We start from the raw sequence: 21,753 nt of genomic DNA on the forward strand, positions 1-21,753 counted from the left end.
AGTGGGGGGCGGGCGGGTGTCACACCCTCGGTCGGCGGCGGCCCCGCCGCTCGACAGCGTGCTGATCATCGACGACCACGAGCTCGTCGGGTCGTCGCTGGCGCTGGCGCTGCGCGCAGAGGGTGAACCGGCGTCGTTCCGGCCCGCGCACTCCCACGTCGACGTGCACCGCGCCGTCGCGGGGGTCGAGCCCGGGTTGCTGGTCCTCGACCTGGACCTCGGTCGCGACGCCGACGGCCGCCGGATCGACACCGTCCCGCTCGTCCCGGGGCTGCGTGCCCAGGGCTGGCGGGTCCTCGTGCTCTCGGGGAGCTCCAACCCCATCCGGATCGGCGCCGCCCTGCACCACGGCGGCTTCACCTGGGTGTCGAAGACGGCCTCGATGCCGGCGCTGGTCGTCGCGATCCGCGAGGCCCGCGCCGGCCGTTCGCTGCTGCACGCCACCCATCGCGACGAACTCGTGCAGCGCTACGTCGAGTGGGACCGCCGCCAGCGGGCCGTCCGCGGACGCATCGCAACCCTGACCCGCCGCGAGCGGGAGGTCCTCGAACTGCTCGCCGCTGGCATGCGGGCGCACGCCATCGCCGAGCACTTCGTCGTGTCGCTCCCGACGGTCCGCACGCAGGTCAGGGCCGTGCTCGCGAAGCTCGACGTCGGCTCGCAGCTGGAGGCGGTCGCCCTCGTGCGCAGCGTCGACGCCACGGACGACACCCCTGGTGGGGGCCTGCCGTGGATGCGGTAAAGTTCCACGTGCCCCGCGAGGGGTGGCCGGGACGTGGCGCAGCTTGGTAGCGCACTTGACTGGGGGTCAAGGGGTCGCAGGTTCAAATCCTGTCGTCCCGACAGGCCGGAGGCCGGTATCCGAGAGCATCGGGTACCGGCCTTTACTCGTGTGACCAGCGGATTCGTGGCTTTGTCGTGGTCCCCGGATAGTCCCCGCGGCTGGTGGGCCCGAGTCCTCGGGCGGTCCCGCGAACCGCCGAGTGACTAACTGAGTGACTATGCGCGGGAGGTCGGTCCGCCATGATCGTCGCTGTTGAGGGACCCAGTGCGGCGGGGAAGTCGACGTGGTGTGCGCGGTTCGGGAAGGGCCGGGTGGTCCCGGAGTACACCCCGACGGGGCGCGAGCCCGACGGTGTGGATCGGGAAGCCCAAGCGGCCTACTGGGTCGGGGTGAACGCGGATCGATGGGCGGCGGCCAGGTCGATCGACGCGGACGGTGGTGTCGCGGTGTGTGACAGTGACCCGCTGAAGCTGCATTACAGCTGGTGTTTGGCGCGGATCGGAGCAGGCCCGATCGACCGGTGGGAGCACGAGTTGCGCGCGGTGCGCCGGGCGTTGGAGACCGGTCGGCTGGGGTTCGCCGATCTCGTGCTGGTGTCTGTTCCCGATCTGGCGACGTTGCGGTCGCGGAAGGTCGGTGACCGGACGAGGTCGCGGCGTAGCTTCGAGCTGCACGCGCGGCTACGTGAGCCGTTGCGGGAGTGGTACCGGGCCGTGGATGGACTGGAGCCGGGGCGTGTGTGGTGGGAGCTGCCGGGTTCGGGCGTGCCGATGGGCATCGAGCCCCGACGGAACCGGTCGGACCCCGCGTTGCTCGATGCCCTTGTCGACTCACTTCCCGCGATTGCGACTGCGTGAGCCGATGAGCTAGCGATCGACGACCGGGAAGATGTCGTCCATCGCGGTTGCGCCCTGCTCCAGGACGGGCCGGAGCTGCTGCCGGTACACGGCCTCGGTGATGGCCGTCCCGCTGTGCCCGACCAGCCGTGAGATGTGCTCCAGTGGCATCCCGGAGTCCGAGAGCAGCGAGACGAAGCTGTGCCGCATCTCCCGGGGTGTCCACTCGGCCGCGTTCAGGCCGGCGGCGGCTGCGACCTTGCGAAACGATCGGCGGACGTTGTGCGCGTCCATCTCTGATCCGGTTCGGGTGGCGAAGACCAGCGAGTCGGGCGCGCTGTCAGCTCCGGGTCGGTTCGCGTGGTCACGGAGCACGGTGACGCAGCGCTGCGGCATCCCGAGGCGGCGGCGGGACCTCCGCGTCTTGGTGTCCCCACCGATCCGCACCGACCTGACGACGGAGATCGATGGCGGGAGCGGGGGAGTCGCGTTCGGAGCCCCGTCGAGGTCCACGTCTCCCCAGCGCAGTGCACGCAGTTCCTCGGTCCGGGCCCCGGTGAGGAGCGAGAGGACGATGTACGCCCGCAACGGACTGGCGTCGGCGGCCTGGAGGAGCGCGGTCGCCTGTTCCAGGGTGAGGGACTTGGAGGGGCGGCCCGTGCGACCGGCCGGGGGAGTGCAGATCGAGACGACGTTGCGCTTCACTTTGTCCCGGGCCATTGCGTGGGTTACCGCGCGGTTGAGCAGCGAGTGCATGAGCCGCACTGTCCGGGTGCTGACCGTGGGTGCCTCTGCCCGCATCCACCGGTCGACGTCGTCGGCGGTCAGGTCGCGCAGTCGTCTTGCTCCGAGCTGGCTGACGGTGTGGGTCTCGGCGATCGTCCGGTAGTTCGACACCGTCGACGGTGCGCGGCCCGACAGCCCGAAGGCCAACCAGTCGTGCACTGCTTCGCGGACCGTGTAGCTCCCGGGAGCGACCGTGGTGCCGTCCTCGTGGTCGCGCAGGATCTCGCGCAGCTTGGCCTTGGCCGCGGTCTTGGTGGTCCTGCTGGCCTTGCGGGTGATCCGTTTGCCCCGGCCGTCGAACCCGAGTGTGGCGGTGGCGATCCAGCGTTGGCGGGACTCGTCCCAGTGCAGTCCGCCCTCTCCGCGGCTCCTGCGGTTGGTCATGACGCGGCCCGGTAGTCGTCGGTGTCGGCGGCTTCGCGCTCCAGGAGGGCGATGTGCTCGGCGATGGCGGACGCGGGGATGAGCCGGGTGCGCCCGACGCGGACAGACCGGAGGCGGCCACTGCGGAGCTGCTCGTAGATCACGCTGCGGCTCAGGGAGAGAACGGCCATCGCGTCGGTGACGCGGTGCAGTTCCTTGCCGGTCATGACGTCCTCCCGTGCTCGGTGCGAGGAGTGCTGCGGGTGCGGCGTTGTACCCGTCGCCGTTCGGCGATGCCGAGGGCGATCTCCCGCTCGGCGTTGTCGCGGTGCCCGATGTGCATGACCTGCCAGTCGTTGACCACCAGCACCGAGCCCGGCTCCGTGCGGGTGTCGAGGGCGGCCAAGGTCTCCCCGAGCCGGTAGGTGCGTCGATCCCCGCGGATCGCGCCGAAGATCGTGGAGTAGGCGCGGGACTTGGTGAGGAAGTGGCCGCGGAACCCGAGCATGTGTGCCCATCGGCGCAGGTTCAGCCCCTCGTACTCCTCGCGCCCACCGAGCTCCCACGTGGTTTCGATCAGCCGCCGGTGGTGCGCTGTGATGTCGAGGTGACGGACATGGGCGATGTCGCGGATGGGCCGGTCGGTGGCTTCGGACTTGCCGGGGTGCCCTTGGTGGCGTACTTGGCGACGTAGGCGGCCAGGGCTGAATCGGTGATCTCGCCGTCGTCGTTCTCCAGCAACGCCGCGGTGGTGGAGGTGATGGGGCGGACGTCGACCTGCGAGCCCCACGCGAGTGCCAGCGGGGCGCCGTCGGGCCGGTCGACGGCGAGCGAGACGCCGCGTGCAGCGTCCCGGATGGCGGCGTTGAGCCCGTCGGCGGTGAGGCCGGCGGGTGGGGTGGTCCAGGGCCCGTCGGGGCCGTCGAGGCGGACGACGGTCGGCAACGACGAGGCGTCACGGGCCGACTCGGCGGTTCCGGGTGGTGGGGAGATGGTCATCGGCGAACCTCCGTCACGGTGTGTGCGCATGGCCGAGCACTGTCGGCGACGGGCTCGGGGTGGTCCAATGCCGGTTGGCGCCGCCGTGATGCATGGCGCTCATCAGCGTGTCCGAGGCGGCCACGTCACCGGAAGGTGCGTGTGACGGCGACGGTGACCTGCGGGGCGCCGCCGAGGAGCCCCAGCTGCCGGTCCGCGAGTCGACGGCGGGCATCGACTACAGTCGCCTTCGGACTTGCTGGATCGGGGACGGGTGATGACGCGCATGGCTGCTTCGGGCTCGCGCAGCCGGGGCGTGTCACCGCAGGAGTACGACGAGCTGGCCCGTGACGCGGTCCGCCAGGTCGTCCCGAGCGCAGACCTGGAGGCCATGGCGTTCGGGTTCGGCCTCGTCCGGGTGGCCAATCGGTTCCAGCAGGACGTCGAGGCCCACATCATGCGTCCCGCCGGCCTGACCTACGCCGCGTTCCGGGTGATGTTCTGCATCCGGATCGTGGGGCCGGTGCCGCCCAAGGAGATCGCCCGGCACTCCAACGTGTCCCAGGCGACGATCTCCAGCGTGGTCAACACCCTCGAACGCCGCAAGCTGGTCACCCGCACGCCGTCCACCGACGACGGACGCGGGGTCATCGTCGGGCTCACACACATCGGCGAGACGACGGTGACGCAGCTCCTGCACGGGATCAACGAGCGGGAGAGCCGATGGCTCGCGGCGCTTCCCGCGGACGAGCGTAGCCGGCTCGTGAGGACCCTGCGGAGCCTCCTCCACCGCGAGCTCTGACACGTCCTGTCCGGGACCTTCCGTCCGGGGGCCCGAGGCCTGCGGGCGGTGTCCGGCGGAAGCGTCCTGACGTGCGGATCCGGCGTCTGAGACACAGCTGTGCGGACGGAACGACTGCCTTCTCCGGGTGACCCGCTCCGGCGGCAGCCGACCCTTGACGACGTTCCGGGTGCCGCGTAGGGTCCCGCAACAACTTAGAGATCTAAGTACTTCTCTCACTCGGCCAACGTCGACCGAAAGGGCTGTGCGATGACGACGACCCAAGGGCGTGCTATCGCGGGCCTGTCCGCCGCGGCCCGCGCCGATCTGGTTGCCCTGCTCGGTGCGGATGCGGTGCTGGACGAGGAGACCTCGGGTCGCGAGTACGGCGACCCGTTCACGTTCGCCGGGTGGCACGATCGTCGGATCTCGGCGACGGTGCTCCCCGAGACGGTCGCAGACGTCCAAGGAGTCCTCCGGCTCGCGGGCCGTCACGGATTCCCGCTGTGGGTGGTCTCCCAAGGGCGCAACAACGCGTACGGCGGCTCGGCGCCGCGAGTGCCGGGGTCGGTCCTCGTGAGCCTGCGTCGGATGAACCGGGTGCTCGAGGTCGACGAGGAGCACGCGGTGGCCCGCGTCGAGCCCGGCGTCCGCTTCTTCGACCTGTACGACCACCTGCGGGCGGGCGGGCACCGGCTCTGGTCGTCCGCCCCGGACCTCGGGTGGGGCAGCGTCGTCGGGAACGCGCTCGAGCACGGCGTCGGGTACACGGTCCACGGTGACCACGCCGCGCGGCTGTGCGGCCTCGAGGTCGTGCTTCCGGACGGCGAGGTCGTCCGGACCGGGATGGGTGCGATGGAGGGCAACGGGACCTGGAACCTGCACCCGCGCGGCTTCGGTCCCACGTTCGACGGCCTGTTCGGGCAGTCGAACCTGGGGATCGTGACGAAGGCCGGCGTGTGGATGATGCCCGAGCCGGAACACTATTTCTCCGGGAGCATTCGGGTGCCGCGCCGCGAGGACCTGCCTGCGCTCGTGGACGCCGTGCGTCCGCTGCTCCTGTCCGGAGTCGTGCAGAACCCGCCCGCCATCGGGCATCCGGCGTTCATCGCCGGGCTCGTACCGGGGGCACCCTCTCGTAGCGAGGTGCACTCGGGCCCGGGACCGATCCCCGAGGCCGCCGTCGCGGCGTTGGCCGACCGGCTGGACGTCGGTCGCTGGACAATGCGGTTCGCGCTGTACGGGACCGAACCGATCGTCGCCGCGCGACTCGACGCGGTCCGGGCAGCGGTCGCCGCCATCGACGGCGCACGGATCGACGGCACGTCGTTCGCGGGGCACGAGGTGCACGACCTCGCTCGCGACCAGAACGACCAGGTGCAGGCAGGCATCCCCAGCCTGGATCTGATGAAGGCCCTGGACTGGTACAGCGGTCCGGCGGGTGGGCATCTCGACTTCTCCGTGGTGGCCCCCCTGCGCGGCAACGAGATCACCCGCCTGCACGACCTGCTCGACGGGCTGATGGACGGCTCCGGCTTGGACTTCGACAACGCGTTGATCCTCGGCCGCAGGTACGCGATCAACGTCATGCAGCTGTACTTCCACCCCGAGGACGAGGCCACGGTCTCCCGCGTCTGGGAGCTCTACCCGCGGCTGGTCCGCGCAGCCGCAGCAGAGGGGTTCGCCCTCTACCGCGCGCACCTGGACTTCATGGATGTCGGGGCGGAGCAGTTCGACGCCCACGATCACGCCCAGCTCCGCTTCAACGAACGGCTCAAGGACGCACTGGACCCCACCGGAGTCCTGGCGCCCGGCAAGCAAGGGGTCTGGCCGGCGGCCTACCGGGCCGGCTGACCCGCGCGCTGCGCACGGACTGTGCGCACCTGCTCTGCCGCGGGTTCCTTCTTCCGCGTTCCGTCCGAACCCCTGTCTCGATGAGGAGACGCCGTGAACATTCCCATACGCGCCCGGCGATGGCCGGTGATCGCCGCCGTCGCCACGGTCGCGTTGGCGCTCGCCGCCTGCGGCGCCGGCTCGACGAACGCCCCGTCCGCCTCTGGATCGGGGGCCGCGAACACCGGACCGGCGTCTTCCTGCGGGGAGGGGACCGGGCAGCAGGCGACCGGAGAGCCCATCAAGCTCGGGGCCGTCGTCACGAACACCCCCGGGCTCAGCTTCACCGACGCCACGGGCATGGTGAAGGCCTACTTCGACTGCGTCAACGACAACGGCGGCATCCACGGCCGTCCGATCGAGTACGTAGCCAAGGAGGATGCCCTCGACCCGCAGCTCACGGCGTCGCAGGCCACGAACCTGCTCGACAGCGAGAAGGTCGTGGGGCTCGTCGGCTCGATGAGCGTGCTGGACTGCACCGTCAACGCCAAGACGTATGCGGACCGCGGTCTGCGGGTCATCAACCTGGGGAGCAGCCTCGAGTGCTTCGACACCCCCGCGATGGCCCCCGTCAACGACGGGCCGAGCTTCAGCGCGCTGTCGACGGCGAAGTACCTGCTCGACTCCGGGGCGAGGAAGCTCGTCATCTTCACGAGCAACACCCCCGGGTCGGACGCGATCAACGAGTCGATCACGCTGCTGGGCCGGCAGGCGGGTGTGCCGGTCGAGGCCTGGCTGGAGAACGTCCCCGTGAACGACGCCAACGCGCTCGCGCTGCGCGCCGTCCAGGCGGCAGGAGAAGGCGGCGGAGTCGTCGTCAACTTCAACCCCGGTGAGGCCATCAAGGTCTTCAGGGCGGCTCAGCAGCAGGGTCTGATCGACCGGGTCAAGTGGGGCTGCCCCGCCGGTTGCAACGACGCGTCGTTCGCCAAGCAGCTCGGCGGTGCCTGGGACGGCAAGGTGGGGATCGACGCCGAGATGAACACCGTCGGCTCCGGCGGGCCGGACGACCAGCTCTACCGCAGCGTCCAGGCGAAGTACGGGGCGAACACAGCGGTCGGCAACTTCGGTCAGCTCGGCTTCACCGCCGCGCGGATCGCGACCCAGGCGCTGCTGAAGATCCCGGCCGGTGGCGACTACACGGTCTCCACCGTGTCGGCGGCCTTCCAGGGCCTCACCGACTACACGTCCGACCTCTACTGCACGCAGTGGTACTTCGGCACCCAGGACTTCCACGCGGCCAACAACTCCACCCGGATCGTCGCCCCCCGGAACGATGGCTTCGAGCAGGTCCGAGGCTGCCAGGAGATCCCCGCCCTGCCGAACAACAACTTCGCCGAGATCCGCTCGTACGAGAAGACGCTCGGGATCGGCTAGGGCTGACCATGACTCAATTCCTTCCCTTCCTGGTCCTCGGAGTGTCGCTGGGCAGCGTGTTCGCGCTGTCCGGCGTGGGGATCGTCGTCCTGTACCGAGCCACCGGTGTGCTGTTCCTCGCCGGGGGTGCGGTCGGAGCGGTCGGCACCCTCTGCGCATGGAGCCTGGTCAACGGGGCCGGCGTCCCGGTGGGGGTCGCGGCGGTGGTCGCGGTCGCCATCGGCGTCGGCGTGACCCTCGCCTACGGCATCCTGGTCGGGCCCCGGCTGGCCGACCGCGAGCCCGTGGTGAAGTCGACGGCGACGCTCGGGCTCCTGCTGGCTCTGCTCGGCACGATGTCGACCGTCTGGGGAGCGGACACCTACGACCTCACCTTGCCGAGTACGGAGTGGGGCCTGCCGCTGGGACAGGCCTACGTCAACGGGACCCAGCTCATCGGCCTGGTCCTCAGCCTGCTCGCGACCGTCGGGGTGTCGTGGTTCCTGCGCCGGACGAGGACGGGGACGGCGATGCGTTCCCTCGCGGAGGACCGGCAGACCACGGCGATGCTCGGCGTCGACGTGGGCAGGCTGGAGATGCTCGCCTGGGCCGGATCCGGGTTGATCTTCGGGGTCAGCGGCCTGCTGCTGTCGAACCTGGTCGGGCTCGACATCACCGGCCTGACCTTCCTCGTGGTGTCCGGGTTGGCCGCGGCTCTGCTCGGCGGCCTCGCGTCGCTGCCCGCGACCCTCGCAGGCGGGATCGCGATCGGCGTCCTGCAGTCCCTGCTCACGCCGATCTCGGCGGTGTCGTCCTACCGGGCGCTGACGCCGTTCGTCGTGGCGGTCGTCGTCGTCCTCGTCGTGGCGGGCCGCAGGCCTTCCACGGCCCGGGTTTGAGGGAGGCTGGAATGCACAGGACGACCGAGAAGCTCTGGCGCGTCCTCGGCGTGCCGCTCGCCGTGGCGGTGGCTGCGGCCCTGGTGCTACCGCCCGTCGTCGGGACCTACTGGCTCCAGGTCTTCACCGCCGCGGTCGTGTACTCCGTCGTGGCACTGGGGCTGGGAATCCTCCAAGGCCGGGTGGGCCTCATCTCCATGGGGCAGATCGCCATCCTCGCGATCGGCGGATGGACCGCGTTGCGCCTCGAGCAGGCGTTCGGACTGCCCTTACCTCTCCTGCTCCTGGCGGTCGGGCTGGTGACGGCGGTCGTGGGGGTGCTCATCGGCCTGCCCGCGCTGCGCCTGTCCGGTCTGCACCTGGCGCTGGTGACGCTCATGCTCGCCGCCGCGCTCGCCATCGTGCTGACGAACGCCGGCTTCCCCAACGGTGGCGGCGGGCTGCTCGGGCACGACCCGTTGCTGCCCGGAAACGTGGCCCTTCCGAGACCGAGCTGGGCGACGACCGACGAGGCGTACTTCCGGCTCACCGTGCTCGTCTGCGCCCTCCTGTTCGCCCTGGCGTTGGCCCACCTGCGCGGCCGTCCGGGGCGGGCGTGGGCCGCGATCCGGCAGAGCGAGTTCGCGGCGAGGTCGGCCGGGATCAACGTGACGTTGTACAAGCTCGTGGCCTTCGCCCTGGCCTGTTTCATGACCGGGGTGGCAGGCGGTCTGCTCGCCGGGAGCAGCGGCGGGCTCAGCGTCTACCAGTTCGCCCCGCAGGAGTCGATCTCCCTGCTGGCCGTCGTGCTCATGGCAGGCATGGGATCTCCGTGGGGAGCGGTGCTCGCGGGCGTCCTCATGAAGGTGATGCCGGCCGTGACCGACCTGTTCGGGGTGAGCAGCAGCCTGCTCCTCGTGCTCTTCGGGCTCGGGCTCGTGCAGACCCTCGTCACGTCACCCGGCGGGATCGTGGGGCAGCTCGGGTCCGACCTGGGCCGGCTCGGTCGCAGGCTGCGCCCCCGCCCTGCCGGTGCCCCCGCGCCGGTCGCGCCGGGAACCCCGTTCGACACACCGCCGCCGGTCCGCAGCCCCGACGACGGGCACCCCGCCGCGGGCGCGGCACCGTCCTTCACCTCGGCCCGGCGGGAGGGGCGATGATCCTCATCGAGGACCTCACAGTCCGGTTCGGTGGCGTGGTGTCCCTGGACGGGGTCCGGGCGGAGCTGCCCGTGGGCACCGTCGGGCTGATCGGCCCCAACGGCGCTGGCAAGACCACGCTGCTCAACGTGCTCTCCGGGTTCGTCCGGCCCGCGGCCGGACGGGTCGTCGCGTTCGGCGAGGATCTCTCCGGCATGCCGGCTCACCGGAGGGCCCGCTGGGGCGTGCGCCGCACCTTCCAGACCGAGCAGGCGATCGGGGCGCTGTCGGTCGCGGAGAACGTCGCCATGGTCCACGAGCACTGCGGCAGCGGACGGCGCGACCGGCGGGCCGCGGTGGATCGGGCGCTGGAGTTCACCGGCCTCGCCGGGCAGCGCGAGCGCCCGGTCGCCGGGCTCTCGGCGGCCGACCGCCGGTGCGTCGAGCTCGCGCGCGCGGTGGTCGGACGGCCACGGATCATCCTGCTCGACGAGCCGGCGGCCGGCCTGCCCGAGGCCGAGACCGAGCGGATGCGTGACGCCATCCGGGAGATCCCCGAGCAGTTCGGGGCGTTGACCATCCTCGTCGACCACGACATGGCCCTCGTGTCGGCGTGCTGCGAACGTGCCGTCGTCCTCGACTTCGGCCGCGTCATCGCGTCGGGCCCCACTGCGGAGGTCCTCCAGGACGACCACGTCCGGCGGGCCTACCTCGGGACCGAGGAGGTCGCATGAGCCCAACCGACGAGACACCGAGTACCGGTGGTCTGAGGCTGCGAGGTCTGCGGGTCGCGCGCGGAGGGCGGGAGGTCCTCCACGGCGTCGACCTCGACGTGCCTGCGGGTGAGGTGACGGCGCTGCTCGGCGCGAACGGCGCGGGCAAGTCGAGTCTGGTCCTCGCCGTCGGTGGCCTCGTCCCCGTCACGTCGGGGGAGGTGAGCCTCGGCGACAGCCCGATCACGGGCCTGCGACCGGAGCGGATCCGGCGGCGCGGGGTGGCCGTCGTCCCCGAAGGCCGGCGGCTGCTGAGGACGCTCACTGTCGGCGAGAATCTCGAGGTCGCCACGAACAGCGTCCCCAAGAAGGCGGCCAAGGACCGCATCGAGCATGCCCTGGAGCTGTTCCCCGAGCTGCGTGAGCGGTGGACCCAGGTGACGTCCACCCTCTCGGGCGGCCAGCAGCAGATGGTGGTGCTCGCCCAGGCGCTCGCCGGGCGTCCCGAGGTCCTCGTCGTCGACGAGCTCTCGCTCGGACTCGCGCCAGTGGTGGTGCGCAGACTCGCACCCGTGTTGTCGACGGTGGCCGAGGCGGGGACGGCGGTGCTGCTCATCGAGCAGTTCGCGCACGTGGCCCTCGCGGTGTCCGCGACCGCACACGTGCTGTCCGGCGGACGCATCGTCGCGAGCGCCGCCTCGCGAACCTGGCAGAACGACCCCGAGGCCCTGAGCGCCGCCTACGCACTCGGGCCTGCGGCGGGCACCGCCCCCACGGAGAGGCAGAGCGTATGAACACCCGGACCGACGACCCGTCGACGCAGACCCGACCCGGCGGCCTCGACGTCGCCGTCGAACGCTTCGCCGCCGTCGTGGGGGAGGAGCACGTCACGACCGACCCGTCGCAGGTCGCTCAGTTCCGCGACCCGTACGCGCACCCCGCCTGGGTCGAGCACGAGCCGGCCGCGGTCGTGTCGCCTGCGAGCACCGAGGAGGTCCAGGAGGTCGTCCGGATCGCCGCCGAGACGGGCGTGCACCTGTGGCCGATCTCCCAGGGCAGGAACAACGGCTACGGCGGGCCCGCCCCGCGGCTGGGCGGCGGCGTCGTCGTCAACCTGCGCCGGATGAACCGCATCCTCCAGCTCGACGAGGAGCTCGCCTTCGCCGTCGTCCAGCCCGGCGTCCGATTCTTCGACCTCTTCGAAGAGATCCGGCGTCGGCGGCTGCCGCTGTGGCCCTCCATCCCGGACCTGGGCTGGGGCAGCATCGTCGGCAACACCCTCGACCACGGCATCGGCTTCACCCCGCTCGGCGACCACCAGGCGCGGCAGTGCGGCATGGAGGTCGTGCTGGCGGACGGCTCGGTGATGCGCACGGGCCTCGGCGCCATGACGACGGCCCGCACCGGAGCACTGCGCAAGTACAGCTACGGGCCGTCCGCGGACGGCATCTTCATGCAGTCGAACTACGGCATCGTCACCGAGATGGGCTGCTGGCTGGTCCCGCAGCCGGAGGTCTACGTCGCGGCCGACGTCGTCGTGGAACGGGACGAGGACCTGGCCGCGCTCATCGACGCGGTCCGGCCGCTGCTCCTCGACGGCACGATCCCCAACCACCCGATCGTCTACAACACGGCGCTCGTCGCGGGGGCGCTCAGCGACGTCCCCCGCAGCCACTGGCAGCAGGACCCGGGACCGCTCACCGAGGAGACGATGCTCCGGATGCGGGCCGAGACCGGGTGTGGAGCCTGGTTGATGAGGTTCGCGCTCTACGGACCGGCGGCGGTCGTCGATGCTCAGCAGGCGCTGTGCGAGCAGGCGCTGGCCCGGGTGCCGTCGGCGCGGACGAGCCTGCGGCGCATGGACGGTGCCACTGCGGTCGACGAGCTGCTGGACCGGGCTCGGTCGGACACCTCGCCCGCCGGCCCCGCGGGTGCCGTCGCGCGACTGCGCCACCAGTCGGACTCGACCCAGGCCGGCGTGCCGTCACTGGATCTGCTGGAGCACCTCAGCTGGGACGAGCGGGGTTCGGGTGGCCATCTCGACTACTCGCCGGTGGCGCCGCTCGACGGGCACTCGGGGCGGGCCCTCTGCGACTTCCTGGACGGAGCGTGCCGAGATCTCGGCGTCGACTTCGCCGTGTCGCTCATGCTCACTCCGCGAGTCATGATCGCGGTCGTGTCGCTGTGGTTCGCCCCGGCGGACGAGGTCGGCACCCGGGAGGCCTACGCGACGGTGCGTTCGCTCGTGCAGCGCGGCGCCGAGCAGGGGTACGGCGCGTACCGGACGCACCTGGAGCACATGGACGACGTCGCAGCGACGTACGACTGGAATGACCACGCAGGGCTGCGTCTCGCCGAGCGGCTCAAGGACGTGCTCGACCCGCAGGGCATCCTCGCGCCGGGCAAGCAGGGGATTTGGCCGGGGTCGATGCGTGACCCGGCCGATCGGCCGCTGCGACCGCTGGGAACGCACGTCGAGCCCGGGACGGTGAGCTGAGATGACCGGACCTCTGGCCGACAAGGTGGCACTCGTCACCGGCGCCTCCGGCGGCATCGGCCGGGCGAGCGCCGTCGCTCTCGGGGCGGCGGCGGCCACCGTCGTCGTGACCGACGTCGCGGCTCGTGCCGACGACGCGGAGAAGACCGTCACGCTCGTCCAGGAGGCGGGCGGTGGCGCCTGGTTCGAGCCGCTCGACGTCACCGACGAGGCGGCCTGGGAACGGACGGTCCGGGACGTCGTCGCCCGGGCGGGGCGGCTCGACCTGGCACACAACAACGCCGGTGTCGGCTACGCGGCCGCCCTGGTGGACACCGGCCTCGAGGACTTCCGCCGCGTCGTCGACATCAACCTCACCGGGGTCTTCCTCGGCCTGAAGCACCAGATCCCGGTCATGCTCGCCGCTGGCGGCGGGAGCATCGTCAACACCGCCTCCCTCGCCGGGCTCAAGGGCCTGGAACGCGGCAGCGCCTACTCGGCGAGCAAGCACGCGGTGGTCGGTCTGACCCGTAGCGCAGCCCTGGAGCTGGCCGACAGCGGGATCCGGGTCAACGCGGTCTGCCCCGCCGCCACGGAGACCGCGATGACGGCGGAGCTCCCGGCGGACCTGCGGGCCGCGATCGTCGCGCCGCAGCTGATGAAGCGCTTCGCCGCGCCGAGCGAGATCGGTGCGGCGGTCGCATGGCTGCTGTCCGACGAGGCGTCGTTCCTCACCGGGGTCGCCTTCCCGGTCGACGGCGGGGCGACAGCGGGATGACATCACCACGCGCCCTCGGATCTCCGGTCGCGGACCGGCCGGTCGTACCGGACGAGCTGGACGGCCTGGTCGTGCTCGTCACCGGCGGCTCCCGGGGCATCGGCGCGGCCGTGGCAGGCGCCGTGCTCGCCGGCGGAGGCAGCGTCTGCCTCACCGGGCGGGACGCGGGGACGCTCCGCGAGACGGCGGACCGGCTCGGCGGTGGCGACCGGGTGCTGACCGCGCCCGGAGACGCCGCCGACCCCGGCCATCGCGAGCATGCGGTCGACCGGCTGGTGGCCCGGTTCGGCCGGCTCGACGCGGTCGTCAACAACGCCGCGGCGGCCGGGCCCCCGACCCTCCTCGTCGACTCCCGGGCGGAGGACCTGCGGCAGGCGTTCGAGACGAACGTCGTCGCGGCGTGGGACTGGGTCCGGCTCGCGTGGGAGGCGTGGATGGGCGCGCACGGAGGCCGGGTCGTCAACATCTCCTCCGTCGCCGGGCTGCACCCCGAAGCGGGGATCGGGGCCTACGCGGTGAGCAAGGCCGCCCTCCAGCAGCTCACCCGAGCGATGGCCCTGGAGCTGGCTCCCGGCGTCCGGGTCAACGCCGTCGCCCCGGGGCTCGTCCGCACCGATGCCACCCGCCCGCTCTGGGAGGGCCGCGAGACCGAGGTCGCCGCGGCCTACCCGCTCCACCGGATCGGCAGACCGGACGACATCGCCGACGTCGTCCGGTTCCTCCTGGGTCCCGCGGCGTCCTGGATGACCGGCCAGACGCTGGCCGTGGACGGCGGGCACACCGTCCACCCGACCCCCGCCGGCAACTGGCTGCAGACCTGACCGAGCCGTCCGCGACAGGAGCTCCATGACAGACACCACGACCACCTCCGCGACCGCCGAGCAGGTGGCGGACCGCGGCGGCGCACGCCCGGACCTCACCGCGGCACGACGGGCCACTCCCGCCTCCGTGCCGGTGGGAAGGCGATCCTCGACGCTCAGGTCGCAGAAGGGGTCTCGCTGGTCTTCGGGATGCCCGGCTGGCACGTCCTGCCGATCTACGACGCGATCCTTGACGAGCCCGCGATCAGCAGCGTTCTCGTGCGGCACGAGCACCAGGCTGCGGCGATGGCGGCGGTGCACGTGCAGCTCACCGGTCGGCCCGCCGTCGTCCTCGTCACCGCGGGGCTGGGGGTGACGAACACAGTGACCGCCGTCGCGGGGGCGTGGGTCGGGCCGCTGCCGCTGGTCGTGCTGGGCGGGCGGGCGTCCACGGTCGCCGCCCACCGCGGGGCCAGCCAGGAGATTTCCACCGACGACGTCTTCGCACTGATCACCACATGGTCCGTTCGGGTCGACCGCGCCGAACCGGTGCTGGACAGCCGGGGGCCGTTCCCGGGCCGAACGCCGACTACGTGCAGGTCGACATCGAGCCCTCCGAGATCGGTCGCAGCGTCCGGGCGGACGTCGTCCTCGTCGGGGATGTGGGCACCGTGGTGGAGCAGCTGCTCGGCGAGCTGTCGTCCGGATCGGCCGCGGTGCGGCGGGACGTCCCGCGCGGCGCCGCGCGGCGGGCCCGACTCGCCGTCGACCTCGCCGAGGTCGAGGCGGACGTCGCTCAGCCGGCGCGTTCCCCGCACCGCCCCCTGCATCCGGTCCGGGGCATCAGGCCCGCGACGGAGGTGCTCGGTCCCGACACCGCCCTGGACCGTGCCGCCGCGGCGAACCGGCACGGGATCCCCGGTCGTCGACGTGGCCGTCGCCCGCGAGCGCTTGCCGCAGACGCGCGAGCAGGCCCCATGTCCATCGCCTGCAGACCTGACCCGGACCACGAGGAGAACCCATGTGCGCATCCCACCGCCCCGTCGAGAGTCCGGCCGCCGAGGGCCCTCCGGCGGTCGAACCCGGGCCTCCCGACGGGCCACCGGCGACGGCGCTCGATCACGTCGGGCTGTCCGTCCGCGACCTCGACGCGGCGCTGTCGTTCTACCGTGATGCCTTCGGGCTCGTCGAGGAGTTCCGGTTCACCGTCGACGGCGCGAGGATGACGGCCGTGGTGCTGCGCAGCGAGGACGGCTGGGCGGTGGAGTTGCTGCACCGGTCGGACTCCGTCGACCCGGTGGTCCGGTACGCCCGACCCGACGAGGCGGTCCGCAACCGCGGCTACGGCCACCTGTGCGTCAGGGTCCAGGATCTGGAGACGGTCTTCGAGCGTCTCCTGGCCGCCGGGGCCACGGTCATCGTGCCGCCCGGGCCCGCGCCGCACCCCGCTGTCCGCTACTCCTATATGGCGGACCCGGAGGGCAACCTGCTCGAACTCGTCCATTTCGGTGCCGGGGCAGACCTGGCGGCGCCGGCATGAACGGCTGGTTCGACGGGCGCGCGGGCATCGTCACCGGTGCCGCCGGTGGGATCGGCAGGGCGAGCGCCCTCGCCTTCGCCCGGCGTGGTGGTGCGGTCCTCGTGACCGACCTCGAGGCCACCGCGGAGGAGGGAGAGCACACCGTCGACCTCATCCGCGCCGAGGGCGGCACGGCGGAGTTCGTGGCGGGTGACGTGACGAGTGCCAAGGACCAGGAGAACCTCGTCGCCGAGTGTGTCCGTCGGTTCGGTCGGCTCGACTTCGCCCACAACAACGCGGGCATCGAGCACCAGGCGTCGTTGACCGACATGGAGGAGGCCGACTTCGACCGGGTCCTCGCGGTGAACCTCAAGGGTGTCTGGCTCGGGATGAAGTACCAGCTGCGGCACATGCTCGCCGCCGGGTCCGGTGCCGTCGTCAACACGTCCTCCCTGGCCGGGCTCGTCTCGCCGCCGCTGCTCGGTGCGTACGTCGCGAGCAAGCACGCGGTGGTCGGCCTGACCAAGACCGCCGCCGTCGAGTGCGCCGAGGCCGGGATCCGGGTCAACGCGGTCTGTCCCGCGTCCATCCGGACGCCGCTGATGGACGTCCTCCCCCCGGACCAGCTCGAGCTGTGGGTCGGCCGGATGGCCATCCACCGGCTCGGAGAGCCGTCCGAGGTGGCCGCGGCGGCCACCTGGCTCTGCTCGGACGAGGCCGGCTTCGTCACCGGTGTCGCGCTGCCCGTCGACGGAGGGGCGACGGCCAAGTGAAGGACGACGCCGGGCGGCCCACCCACCCCGAACGACCCACACCCTAGGAGGCCCCGTGTCCCTCGCCCTGTCCGAGCAACCCGCGCCGAAGCTCGACGTCCTGGCCGTCCCGCGAGAGGCGGACCGGCTCCTCGGGGTCGTCACCGACGAGCGTCAGCGCGCCATCCTGGAGAACTTCCGGCGGCACGCCATGCTCGAGGTGACAGGCCGCTGGCCCGAGATCCTCGTGCCCGAGCTCACCTGCTCGCACCCGGTCTACCGGGTGGCCGAGGGCACGAGGACCGAGGTCTTCGACGGGTACGACGCCGTCGCAGGCTTCTACCGCGGGATGACCGACGTCGGACTCAATCTCATCATGCCCCTCGTGGAGCGGATGGCCGTGGCCGACTGGGGGCTCGCCTTCGAGTCCGAGCTCGCCCACGTCGTCCCCGGCGCCGCGCTGCCCCTGCTCGGCGTCGTCGTCGACGGTGCCGACCCGGCTGCGACCTACGTCCTCACCGAACGGGTGGCCAACATCTGGCCGTACGACGCCGACGCGAAGCTGTTGGGGGAGAACGTGTTCATCGACGTCGCGTCGCGCAACCTCTACCTCGTGCAGCCCGGCGACATCATCACGGCCGACGACGCGCGGCAGGCACTGGAGCCGCTGCTGGACGCGGCACGCACCAGCTGACGTCGCACACATCGATCTCGAGCACAGGAGAAACGGTCATGAGTCTGTTGGATCCGGCGATCTGGTCGGAACGGGTCTTCTCGGTGGGGGGCTGGGTACCGGGCAGCGGTGGCGCGGCGGACGTCGTCGAGCCGGCGACGGGGAACGTCCTGGGGCGCCTGGGGGTGGCGACGCAGGAAGACGTGACCAAGGCGGCCGCCGCCGCGGCACAGGCGCAGCGGGACTGGGCGGCGACGTCGTACGAGGAGCGTGCTGCGGTCCTGCGGCGGGCGGGACAGCTGTGGCTGGACCACGCGGCGGACATCGAGTCGTGGATCGTCCGCGAGGCGGGCTCGATCCCGTCGAAGGCCGCGATGGAGACGCACGTCGCGAGCCAGGAGTGCTTCGAGGCGGCGGCGTTGCCGTCCTTGCCCTCGGGGTCGGTGCTGCCGAGTGCGGAGCCGCGGTGGAGCTTGGCGCGCCGGCGGCCTGCTGGGGTGGTGTCGGTGATCGCGCCGTTCAACTTCCCGTTGATCCTCTCGATCCGTTCGGTGGCACCGGCATTGGCGTTGGGGAACGCGGTGCTGCTGAAGCCGGACCCGCGGACCGCGGTGTGCGGTGGCGTGGCCCTGGTGCGGGTGTTCGAGGAGGCCGGGCTGCCGCAGGGCCTGCTGCACCTGCTGCCGGGCGACGGGTCGATCGGTGAGGCGGTGGTCACCGCCCCCGAGGTGCGCGTGATCTCCTTCACCGGCTCCACCCGGGCCGGGCGGATCGTCGGCAGGCTCGCCGGGGAGCATCTCAAGCGGGCGCACCTGGAACTCGGCGGGAACAACGCGCTCGTCGTCCTGCCCGGGGCCGATCTGGCGAAGGCGGCGTCGGCGGGGGCGTTCGGGTCGTTCCTGCATCAGGGGCAGATCTGCATGACGACCGGTCGCCATCTGGTGCACACCAGCGTCTACGACGGCTACGTCGAGGCGCTTGCCGAGAAGGCGCGGCAGCTGCCGGTGGGTGACCCGGCGACCGGCCAGGTCGCACTCGGTCCGCTGATCGATGCCGGCCAGCGTGACCGGGTGGACGGTCTCGTGCAGGACACGGTGCGGGCCGGTGGTCGGCTCGCGGCGGGCGGGACCTTCGACGGGTTGTTCTACGCGCCGACGGTGCTGGCGGACGTGACGCCGGACATGCCCGCGTACGCCCAGGAGGTCTTCGGCCCCGTGGCGCCCGTGGTCGCGTTCGACACCGTGGAGGAGGCGGTCCGGCTGGCGTCGGACAGCGAGTACGGATTGTCGTTGGGGATCCTGGGGGATGTGGGATCGGCGATGCAGGTCGCGGACGCGGTGCCGTCCGGGATCGTGCACATCAACGAGCAGACCGTCGCGGACGAGGCGAACGTACCGTTCGGGGGTGTCGCCGCGTCCGGCACCGGCTCCCGGTTCGGTGGCCCGGAGGCCAACCTGGAGGCGTTCACCGAGACGCAGTGGCTGACGGTGCGGGGCAGCATCGCCCCGTACCCGTTCTGACCGGAACCTGCAGGTGGCGGCGGTGGGACGTCGGTGAAGAACCGACAGGTGCCTCGCCGAGCAGGCGGATCGCGGTCGTCGGGACGACAGGTGCCTCGCCCGCAGGCGAGGCACCTGTCGGGTGACCGGAGCACGAGGATCCCGACGACCGCGGTACCGGTCCCGGCCGACAGCTCAGACGCTGGTACTCGTCGACCCGCCTGGCGCCGGCCGTGGCCCCCGCATGCCGGACAGAGCGGCCTTCAGTCGGCCGCTCATCGGGGACTCCGGGTGGGGCTCGCCGAACGCGGCGAGGATCGGTGCGGGCTCGACCGGGTCGGGCGCCCATCGGCTCTGCACGGTGATCAGCGTGCGCAGTGTCCGCCGCAGGGTCCGGGCCACGAGCGGCCGTGGGGCTGTGAGCCCGTGGACGGCGATCAGCTCCGGGGTGGCGATGGACAGCACGAGAGCACGACCGAACCCGTGCAAGGGGCGCGGGAACCAGCGGTCGGAGAACTGCTGCAGCAGCGCCTCTGCGGCGACGTTGCTCTCCGGAGCGGTGGAGTAGTCCTTGCGCTCGAACTCGGCCAGGAATGCGAGCATCCCGTCGAAGTCCGCCGGGACCGGGACGCCAGGGTCCGAACCGATGCGGAACAGTCCGGCGATCTGCGACCAGTGCCGGTGGGCGGCCCGCTGCTCCGTGGCGCTGAAGCCGGGTAGGCCGAGCCGCCGCATGACCCGGTGCGGCTCGGCGGCGAGGACGCAGATGGTGTACGTGTACTGGCGTACGTCCAAGATCGCCTCGGGGTACTTCCCCGCCCATGCGTCATGCTGTCGGTTGACCCGTTCGACGGACTCACGCACGCGCGGGTCGTGCGCACCCTCGCCGAGGTACCAGGTCCACACCTCGCGCATGGTGCCCTCTATCCGACGCTGCTGGTGCAGGACGACCTTGCCCTTGCCGCCGCGGACGAGTGTGCGTGCGCCGCTGCCCGGCCCGACGAGCCGCAGGAAGCCCTGACAGACCGCCATGTTGAGGATCATCGGGTTGGTCCGGTAGGCGTTGCCCAGCTGCCAGATGCGGGCGCTGTCGACGTCCGGGTCGAGCGTCTCGATCTCGGCGTCGATCCACTTGCGCGGCTTCTCCCTGGACGCTCTGCCGGCCATGTGTTCTCCTCGGGTTGCTGATCGTGCGTGGTGATCTCGTCGGACGTCGGCGCTGGATCGCCTCGTTCTCCCGGCACACTTCGAGTCCCTGGGCTCCATGTCGACCCGGGATCCGCCGTGCCCGTCTCGGTGACCACGACCGGCCCGCAGGCTCCGGTCCCGAGCGGCACCACATCAGCCACCTGGCACTCCCTCGCCGTTCGCCGTTGTCCGATCGCGGGGTCGGGCCGAGCGCGCCGACCCATCCATCGTCGATGTGTGACGGGCGGCACTCAATGGTGTGGTGCACAGTATCCCCTGACAGGTCAGTGCATACTGCACCGCCGGCGGGTAGCGTGACGCCATGCATGGCGCCGGTCTATCGGGCGACTCCGAAGAGTTGCTCCGTGCTGTCTGCAAGGAGATCTTGGCCGACCCCGCCCTCTTGCGCCCGATCCAGGACGCACTCCTCAAGGCCATCCGTCCCCGCTTCGGATCGGACCCCTCCATCGCCGACGCGATCGGTGAGGCGACCCGGGCCCACACCCACCATTGGGCCCGCTCGATGCACGAGGACCCGCGGGGGGACGTGGAGCCCTACCTGACGAGCCAGATCATCGGCATCGCGCGTGACGGCTACCGCTGGGGTGAGGAGGACACCTTCCGCATCTCTCACCACGCCGCTCAACAGGAGATGTTGTCCGTCTTGATGCGGATCGCCTTCTCTCTGTGCGATGACTCCGCCGTATTGGAACCCGCTCTCGACCGGGCGTCGCGCTCACTGTCGCTCTGGACCGACCGCACGGTCACGGCCCTGAGCAGGGTTCTGGAGCAGGAGCGCGCAGCCCTGTCCGGTGACGAGCACGTCAGACGCCTCGAGCTGGTCAATCTCATCCTGGGTGGAGCGCCGGTACCGGTGACCGGTGTCGACCAGAGTCTCGGCTACCCACTCACCGCCAGACACCTGGGGGTGATCCTCTGGGCACCACCACAGCTAGCCGATCGCGCGGCACTCGTGCAGGTGGCGAGCGAGATCGGGCGCATCATGGAGTGCCGGAGCCGGCTGCTCGTGCACGCCAGCGCATCCTCACTGTGGCTGTGGCTGACGCCCGGGAACCCGGTCTCGGTCGGGGCGCTCGACACCGCACTGGCCCCGCATCGCGACATCCGGGTGGCGATCGGATCGTCGGAGTCGGGAGTGGACGGGTTCCGTCGCACCCACGATCGCGCGGTGGAGACCCAACGGCTGGTACAGGGCACCAACGCACACCGGATCGCCTGCTACGACGACGTCGCCGCCGTCTTGTTGCTGGCCCGAGATGAAGCCCGGTTACGCGAGTTCGTCCACGCGACCCTGGGCCCGTTGACCTCAGGGCCCCAGGACCTCCGTGACACTCTGCGAACTTTCATCCATCAGCGGTACAACGCGTCCCGGACGGCAGAGCTGCTGTTCACCCACCGCAACACCATCCTCCAACGCGTTCGCCGCGCCGAAGACCGCCTGCCCGTCACCCTGGACCGGCACGGCACGAACGTCGGCATCGCCCTGGACGCCATGCACTGGCTGAACCTCCAGGACGAGTAGGAGCAGGGTCGGAGAGGG

Annotated in this window: 22 protein-coding genes, 1 tRNA gene and 1 pseudogene; 19 read left to right on the forward strand and 5 right to left on the reverse strand. The window is 71.4% G+C overall.

Annotation, left to right across the window (positions count from 1 at the left end; genetic code table 11):
- Window positions 1-16: 16 nt before the first annotated feature.
- From Ae717Ps2_RS10265 to Ae717Ps2_RS10275, 3 genes are all read left to right on the forward strand, one after another.
- A complete protein-coding gene (locus Ae717Ps2_RS10265; protein ID WP_075305898.1) occupies window positions 17-742 on the forward strand; it encodes a response regulator transcription factor in 726 nt (241 codons plus the stop codon).
- A 27-nt stretch (window positions 743-769) separates the two neighbouring features.
- Window positions 770-843, forward strand: a tRNA-Pro gene (locus tag Ae717Ps2_RS10270).
- Window positions 844-1,023: 180 nt separating this feature from the next.
- Window positions 1,024-1,641, forward strand: a complete 618-nt coding sequence (locus Ae717Ps2_RS10275; RefSeq protein ID WP_075305900.1) for a hypothetical protein — start codon at window positions 1,024-1,026, stop codon at window positions 1,639-1,641.
- Window positions 1,642-1,650: 9 nt separating this feature from the next.
- Here the strand turns inward: Ae717Ps2_RS10275 and xerC are convergent, their stop codons facing one another.
- Genes xerC through Ae717Ps2_RS38940 form a run of 4 tightly spaced genes read right to left on the reverse strand, consistent with a single transcriptional unit; the run spans window position 1,651 to window position 3,768 of the window.
- Window positions 1,651-2,790: a tyrosine recombinase XerC gene (gene xerC / locus Ae717Ps2_RS10280; RefSeq protein WP_075333267.1), complete on the reverse strand. Its 1,140-nt coding sequence runs from the start codon at window positions 2,788-2,790 to the stop codon at window positions 1,651-1,653.
- On the reverse strand, window positions 2,787-2,996 hold the full coding sequence (locus Ae717Ps2_RS10285; protein WP_075305902.1) for a helix-turn-helix domain-containing protein: 210 nt from the start codon (window positions 2,994-2,996) through the stop codon (window positions 2,787-2,789). The genes xerC and Ae717Ps2_RS10285 overlap by 4 nt, the downstream gene beginning before the upstream one ends.
- The gene (locus tag Ae717Ps2_RS38935; RefSeq protein WP_369804872.1) at window positions 2,993-3,403 is read right to left on the reverse strand and encodes a replication initiator; all 411 of its coding nucleotides are present in this window, start codon (window positions 3,401-3,403) and stop codon (window positions 2,993-2,995) included. The genes Ae717Ps2_RS10285 and Ae717Ps2_RS38935 overlap by 4 nt, the downstream gene beginning before the upstream one ends.
- Window positions 3,346-3,768, reverse strand: coding sequence for a replication initiator (locus Ae717Ps2_RS38940; RefSeq protein WP_233147516.1), 423 nt, complete (start codon window positions 3,766-3,768; stop codon window positions 3,346-3,348). The genes Ae717Ps2_RS38935 and Ae717Ps2_RS38940 overlap by 58 nt, the downstream gene beginning before the upstream one ends.
- Window positions 3,769-4,033: 265 nt before the next feature.
- Here Ae717Ps2_RS38940 and Ae717Ps2_RS10295 point away from each other — a divergent pair, with 265 nt between their 5' ends.
- The 15 genes and pseudogenes from Ae717Ps2_RS10295 (at window position 4,034) to Ae717Ps2_RS10365 (ending at window position 19,025) form a co-directional block, all read left to right on the forward strand.
- Complete coding sequence (locus tag Ae717Ps2_RS10295) at window positions 4,034-4,549, forward strand: MarR family winged helix-turn-helix transcriptional regulator (RefSeq protein WP_139319234.1); 516 nt, start codon at window positions 4,034-4,036, stop codon at window positions 4,547-4,549.
- Window positions 4,550-4,798: 249 nt separating this feature from the next.
- Window positions 4,799-6,382: an FAD-binding oxidoreductase gene (locus Ae717Ps2_RS10300; protein WP_075333268.1), complete on the forward strand. Its 1,584-nt coding sequence runs from the start codon at window positions 4,799-4,801 to the stop codon at window positions 6,380-6,382.
- Between the two features lie 93 nt (window positions 6,383-6,475).
- Window positions 6,476-7,798 carry an ABC transporter substrate-binding protein gene (locus tag Ae717Ps2_RS10305; RefSeq protein WP_083696004.1) on the forward strand — a complete coding sequence of 441 codons (1,323 nt, stop codon included), beginning with the start codon at window positions 6,476-6,478 and terminating at the stop codon, window positions 7,796-7,798.
- 8 nt (window positions 7,799-7,806) lie between these two features.
- Entirely contained in the window at window positions 7,807-8,676 is an 870-nt protein-coding gene (locus Ae717Ps2_RS10310; RefSeq protein ID WP_075305908.1) for a branched-chain amino acid ABC transporter permease, read from the forward strand.
- Window positions 8,677-8,687: 11 nt separating this feature from the next.
- The gene (locus Ae717Ps2_RS10315) at window positions 8,688-9,815 is read left to right on the forward strand and encodes a branched-chain amino acid ABC transporter permease (RefSeq protein WP_075333269.1); all 1,128 of its coding nucleotides are present in this window, start codon (window positions 8,688-8,690) and stop codon (window positions 9,813-9,815) included.
- On the forward strand, window positions 9,812-10,528 hold the full coding sequence (locus tag Ae717Ps2_RS10320; protein ID WP_075305912.1) for an ABC transporter ATP-binding protein: 717 nt from the start codon (window positions 9,812-9,814) through the stop codon (window positions 10,526-10,528). The genes Ae717Ps2_RS10315 and Ae717Ps2_RS10320 overlap by 4 nt, the downstream gene beginning before the upstream one ends.
- Window positions 10,525-11,301, forward strand: a complete 777-nt coding sequence (locus Ae717Ps2_RS10325; RefSeq protein ID WP_075305914.1) for an ABC transporter ATP-binding protein — start codon at window positions 10,525-10,527, stop codon at window positions 11,299-11,301. The genes Ae717Ps2_RS10320 and Ae717Ps2_RS10325 overlap by 4 nt, the downstream gene beginning before the upstream one ends.
- Complete coding sequence (locus Ae717Ps2_RS10330) at window positions 11,298-13,004, forward strand: FAD-binding oxidoreductase (protein WP_075305916.1); 1,707 nt, start codon at window positions 11,298-11,300, stop codon at window positions 13,002-13,004. Before Ae717Ps2_RS10325 ends, Ae717Ps2_RS10330 begins: the two co-directional genes overlap by 4 nt.
- A 1-nt stretch (window position 13,005) precedes the next feature.
- Entirely contained in the window at window positions 13,006-13,761 is a 756-nt protein-coding gene (locus Ae717Ps2_RS10335; protein WP_075305917.1) for an SDR family NAD(P)-dependent oxidoreductase, read from the forward strand.
- Window positions 13,758-14,582 carry an SDR family oxidoreductase gene (locus Ae717Ps2_RS10340; protein WP_083696002.1) on the forward strand — a complete coding sequence of 275 codons (825 nt, stop codon included), beginning with the start codon at window positions 13,758-13,760 and terminating at the stop codon, window positions 14,580-14,582. The genes Ae717Ps2_RS10335 and Ae717Ps2_RS10340 overlap by 4 nt, the downstream gene beginning before the upstream one ends.
- Before the next feature lie 189 nt (window positions 14,583-14,771).
- Window positions 14,772-14,987 (forward strand): annotated as a pseudogene (locus Ae717Ps2_RS40290) (thiamine pyrophosphate-binding protein); the annotation flags it as partial.
- Between the two features lie 595 nt (window positions 14,988-15,582).
- On the forward strand, window positions 15,583-16,101 hold the full coding sequence (locus tag Ae717Ps2_RS10350; protein ID WP_083702322.1) for a VOC family protein: 519 nt from the start codon (window positions 15,583-15,585) through the stop codon (window positions 16,099-16,101).
- Window positions 16,098-16,853 (forward strand): glucose 1-dehydrogenase, encoded by a 756-nt coding sequence (locus tag Ae717Ps2_RS10355; protein WP_075305921.1) that lies wholly within the window; start codon window positions 16,098-16,100, stop codon window positions 16,851-16,853. Before Ae717Ps2_RS10350 ends, Ae717Ps2_RS10355 begins: the two co-directional genes overlap by 4 nt.
- Window positions 16,854-16,908: 55 nt before the next feature.
- Window positions 16,909-17,526, forward strand: coding sequence for a hypothetical protein (locus tag Ae717Ps2_RS10360; RefSeq protein ID WP_083695998.1), 618 nt, complete (start codon window positions 16,909-16,911; stop codon window positions 17,524-17,526).
- Window positions 17,527-17,564: 38 nt separating this feature from the next.
- A complete protein-coding gene (locus Ae717Ps2_RS10365; protein WP_075333270.1) occupies window positions 17,565-19,025 on the forward strand; it encodes a benzaldehyde dehydrogenase in 1,461 nt (486 codons plus the stop codon).
- Between the two features lie 174 nt (window positions 19,026-19,199).
- On the opposite strand, the gene Ae717Ps2_RS10370 is transcribed toward Ae717Ps2_RS10365, so the two are convergent.
- Complete coding sequence (locus Ae717Ps2_RS10370) at window positions 19,200-20,171, reverse strand: oxygenase MpaB family protein (protein WP_075305925.1); 972 nt, start codon at window positions 20,169-20,171, stop codon at window positions 19,200-19,202.
- 406 nt (window positions 20,172-20,577) lie between these two features.
- Between Ae717Ps2_RS10370 and Ae717Ps2_RS10375 the strand changes: the two genes are divergently transcribed.
- Window positions 20,578-21,735, forward strand: coding sequence for a CdaR family transcriptional regulator (locus Ae717Ps2_RS10375; protein ID WP_233147517.1), 1,158 nt, complete (start codon window positions 20,578-20,580; stop codon window positions 21,733-21,735).
- Window positions 21,736-21,753 lie beyond the last annotated feature (18 nt).

Source organism: Pseudonocardia sp. Ae717_Ps2 (genome assembly GCF_001932475.1).
GTDB lineage: Bacteria > Actinomycetota > Actinomycetes > Mycobacteriales > Pseudonocardiaceae > Pseudonocardia.